General features: G+C 42.3%; 3 protein-coding genes and 1 pseudogene. All 4 read right to left on the bottom strand.

What is annotated here, in order from left to right:
• Positions 1–709 (bottom strand): annotated as a pseudogene (locus A1D16_RS21190) (hypothetical protein); the annotation flags it as partial.
• 6 nt (positions 710–715) lie between these two features.
• A complete protein-coding gene (locus tag A1D16_RS21185; protein ID WP_290713530.1) occupies positions 716–2,131 on the bottom strand; it encodes a sugar transferase in 1,416 nt (471 codons plus the stop codon).
• Positions 2,131–3,105: a Gfo/Idh/MocA family oxidoreductase gene (locus A1D16_RS21180; protein ID WP_290713527.1), complete on the bottom strand. Its 975-nt coding sequence runs from the start codon at positions 3,103–3,105 to the stop codon at positions 2,131–2,133. The genes A1D16_RS21185 and A1D16_RS21180 overlap by 1 nt, the downstream gene beginning before the upstream one ends.
• 85 nt (positions 3,106–3,190) lie before the next feature.
• Complete coding sequence (locus tag A1D16_RS21175) at positions 3,191–3,934, bottom strand: murein L,D-transpeptidase catalytic domain family protein (RefSeq protein WP_290713524.1); 744 nt, start codon at positions 3,932–3,934, stop codon at positions 3,191–3,193.
• Positions 3,935–4,547 lie beyond the last annotated feature (613 nt).

Here is a 4,547-nt window from a genome sequence, read left to right as displayed (position 1 = left end):
TAAATTGCCAGGTCTGGTAGCCTTTTTTATCGAGTTCAGAAGAAAGAACGGGTGTGCGATTGCCTGTGGCTGCAATGGTATAATTGGCAGGCGCTGTAATCAATACGGAGTAGTTACCAAATTCATTATAGTATTCGCCCTGGTCGAGATAGGGCATCGGATGCCACCCTTCAGCATCATATACCGCAGGTTTGGGATACCACTGGGTTACCGCAAAGAAATCTCCGTTAATGCCTGAACGTGAAAATAATTTCGGCAGTTTCACCTGGAAGCTATTCAGTAATCGGAGCGAATCACCCGGCAATAGGGGAGAAGGCAGTACAAGCCGGCCATAATCCTGATGAAGAGAATCTTCGATCCATTCTAGTGGGGTTGTGCCGGTAGAAAACTGAAGGCGGTTGATATATCCGCGATCTGCTTCCTTACTAAAGTAAAAATCGAGCCGGTTTAAGAATAATAATTGTTCACTGAAGGCGGTATGATCGTTTTTGTAGGCATTGGGCCAAATATGAAAATAGATGGTGTGTAGTGTATCGGGGCTATTGTTGAAATAGTTAATCACCTGGCTACCCAACAAGGTTTTGGTTTCGGGCTCCAGGGTAACGTCTAAGGAATGGTCTACCTGTTGCTGCCAGCGCGTTTGAGCTGCCATAGATCCGCTGATAGCCAGTAAAAAAACAATACCCAGTATTTTTCCAAATGAGATCATTGATTCTTATTTTCCTTTGCCCGAAAAAATAATACGAATAGTATACAACATTATTTTCAGGTCAAGCGCCAGGGATATATTCTCAATATACAGTAAATCATATTGCATGCGTTCCAGCATTTCATCAATATTTTCTGCATACCCAAACTGAACCATTCCCCAGGAGGTTAGACCTGGTTTAACACGAAGAAGGTATTTGTAATATGGGTTCCGTTGTAAAATCTGGTCAATGTAGTATTTTCTTTCGGCCCTGGGGCCCACCAGGCTCATATCGCCGATAAGAATATTCCATAATTGAGGAAATTCATCAAGCCGCCATTTTCTCATGTATTTTCCCCAGGCTGTAATACGCGGATCTGCGGATGAGGATAAAGCCGGACCGTTTCGTTCAGCATCCTGGTACATGGATCTGAATTTCAGCATGGTGAAGGGTTTGCCTTTATACCCGACTCTTTCCTGTCGGTACAGTATGGAGCCAGGAGAAGAAAGCCTTACACGCAGCGCAACATAGAGGAAAACAGGCGATAACAGAATAAGACCCGCAACAGCTACAGATACATCAATAATCCGCTTGATATTTTGTTGCCAGGGCGGAATTAATCCATTGTGGATATCCGTTAGAAAAGGAACGAAAATATTCTCTGTTCGTATAGCTCCTGTTAGTATAGAAATAGCGGAAGGAACCATTTTTATTTCCACGTCTTTATCACTTAATCGGCGTAGAAAGTCTTCCGTCTCTTTTTCCCGCGCGCCATCCAGCGCCAGCACCACCATTTTAACCTGTTGCTGATCGATAATTGATTCCAGTTTGTCAATTGTTCCGAGATAGGGAATGGACTTACTTAATCCGTTGGAACCTGAACCCACATACCCTTTAAAATGATAGCCAGCTATTCTTAACTGGTCGGCGGTTGATTTATAGAGTGTATTGGCGATAACAGCATCACCAATCAATATAGAATGAAACCGGACCGACCCGTCTTTGAGCTGCTTTTTAACCTTATTTAAAATAAGCCATCTGCCGGTAAAACTGATCGTGATCTGAAAAAAGACAAAGAAGGCAAAGGAAGAATAATAATAAGGGAGGCTTTTATCCTCGTCATTAAGAAGAATCACAAAGAAAATAGCGATACAGCCAATAAGGCTGGCAATCACCGTGGTTGTAAATTCTCCCAGCCTGGATTTTTTATAAAGCGATAAATAAGAACCGATAGCTGCATAAAACAGTACCCAGCAAATTGGCAACAATAACCATCCCAGGAGAAAGCCCTTATTCAGGTGAAGCGAACCATTCACAAAAAGCGGAAATCCTAATAAGTGATTACGGTAGAGATAAAAAATAAACCATACCAGTAATGCTGCCAGGTAATCGCTCAGGGCATACCAGCCCGGTGAAAGAGGACGGTGGGTGGTTTGGGGCATCAGGTGTTGATAGTATTATGGCGAATTTTATGAAGTATCTGGTGGGCCACTTCCATTGCCCTGAAGCCGTCTACTTCAGAAACAACCGTGGGAGAGTTGGTAAGAATAGCATCTCTGAACTCTTCCAGCTCTTTTTTAATGGCGTTTACTTCAGGTACAGATGGGTTGGCAACCGCTACCGTTTTTTTGCCTTTGGGTGTTTCTATATCAAATTCGAATACATTTTCATCTTTATCGCCTTTTAACCGGATTACTTCTGTTTTTTTATTCAGGAAATCAATGCCCACATAGGCATCTTTCTGGAATAAACGCATTTTGCGCATTTTCTTCATGGAAATCCGGCTGGAGGTAAGATTGGCGACACAACCATTATTGAATTCGATTCTTACATTGGCAATATCCGGGGTATCCGTCATAACAGCGACCCCACTGGAAGAAATATTTTTTACTTCACTCTTAACCATATGCAGGATGATATCAATATCATGAATCATCAGGTCCAGTATAACACTAACCTCTGTACCTCTTGGATTGAATTGTGCAAGACGGTGGACTTCAATAAACATGGGATTTAACTGCAGTGAGCTGGTTGCCAGGTATGCAGGATTAAAGCGCTCTACATGGCCTACCTGCATTTTGATATTGGATTCCTTTACCAGCTTTACCAGTTCTCTGGCTTCATCCATGGTATTGGCAAGCGGTTTTTCTACAAAAACATGTTTTCCATTCCGGATCGCCAACTGGCATAGCTCAAAGTGAAAATTGGTGGGGGCTACTATATCGGCCGCATCTATTGCCTGCAATAAAGCAACCGGATCTTCGAATCGGGGAATTCCGTACTGGCTGCTTACTTCTGCAGCTACCTGGTCATTGGGGTCATAAAAACCAACCAGCTCAACGCCGGAGATTTCTTTCCAATTATTGAGATGGAATTTACCAAGATGTCCGGTACCAAAAACGCCAATTTTCAACATATGAATGGATTATCATACAAAGATAATCAAGCTTATTCAGCCATTCAATGTGATTGACAAGGAATTCGTGCAAATTTACCGGTGATCACCGAATAAGACTGCTTCTTTGCGCATAGTATGTTATTGGCGCATGAATGAAAAGGCAAGTCCCGTTTTTGATGGTGTTGATTATGGGACGTGTGAGGTAGGTAGGTATGGCCGGGCAACCATAACTTCTTCCCAGGTATCCCTGACTTTCAATAAGGCTTTCGGATACATAATCAGCGCCATGAATAACAATCGCTCTTCTGAGCGCATTGTCGTTAATTCCTTTTTCTAATCCGGCTAGTTTAAGAGAATAGCCATTATTGCCATAATAAGTTGATTCGGTGCGGTAAAAACCCGGGCTACTCATATGCGATTTTGCCCGGTTGGAATAGGACACAGCCTGCTCTTTCCCTGAATTTCTTCCATGTGCCACATAGGTATGAAAGAGCAACTGATTTTTTTCTACGTCCAGCACATAGAGACGCTTAGAAGTACTAGGCTGGCTGAAATCTGCTATTGTCAAAATAGTTTCATTGCTGAGTGAGCCCTTTTTTTTAAGCTTTTCCCACCCTTTCATTGCCTGTTCAAAAGCTTCGGTTGATAAGCCCAGTGAATCCAGCTTCAATCCATGATAGACAGAAATCCATACTCCAATGGTATGGTCGACTGAATTGCTGTCGGTGGGCAAATTCTCCTTGGGAAGGAGCGCTGTTCTCCGTTTATGGGTATTGGAATACGCTACCAGTGAAACCAGGGCTACAACCAATATGGTGAAAATTATTCCTGCTGATTTAAAACGCATATAACTCCTTTAGTGTACAAAATTTCGGGTACAAGTATTTCCGACAGAGACGGACCTGTACGTTGAAAGGTTGTTACAAGGATGCAAAAATCCTTAACCAGTGCTAAATCTACGGAATTTTGCCTTTTTCAGGCAGGTTTATAGCGGATTCATGCAGGCGTTGGAAAGCAGTGCCTGCAACCCGTTTAGGAGAGTTTGGTAAAAGTCCCAGGTAGTTATCCTATTAATATATTTTTTTTCAATATGTAGTGTATAACAGGTGTACAACTAAGGAAAATGACTGCGAAGTTGGCCTTGTATTTGTTTATGATGCCCCAAATCCAATACCAGGATGCCTGTAATTCATCCTAAAACCAGGGTATCAAATACCAAGTTTAAGGCCCGTTTTTTTGTCCATGCCTCTGAAATCGATTAATCTGGCCTCTGACAACTGAATTATCTACCGCAGTGGCGACTAGAGATGTAGTGATACGTCTCTATTTTTTTTATGCCAGTTTGGTCTCCAAGGGTTGAGGAGAAATGGTTTTGCACAATACCCTCATTTTTTGGATTACCTGCTCAATGGTATCTTTTGAGATCTGTAGAAAATGTTTGTTTGCATGCTGATCATCTT

The sequence above is a fragment of the Flavihumibacter sp. CACIAM 22H1 genome, from assembly GCF_001601815.1.
Classification (GTDB): domain Bacteria; phylum Bacteroidota; class Bacteroidia; order Chitinophagales; family Chitinophagaceae; genus Flavihumibacter.
This window is presented reverse-complemented; position numbering and strand designations above follow the sequence as displayed.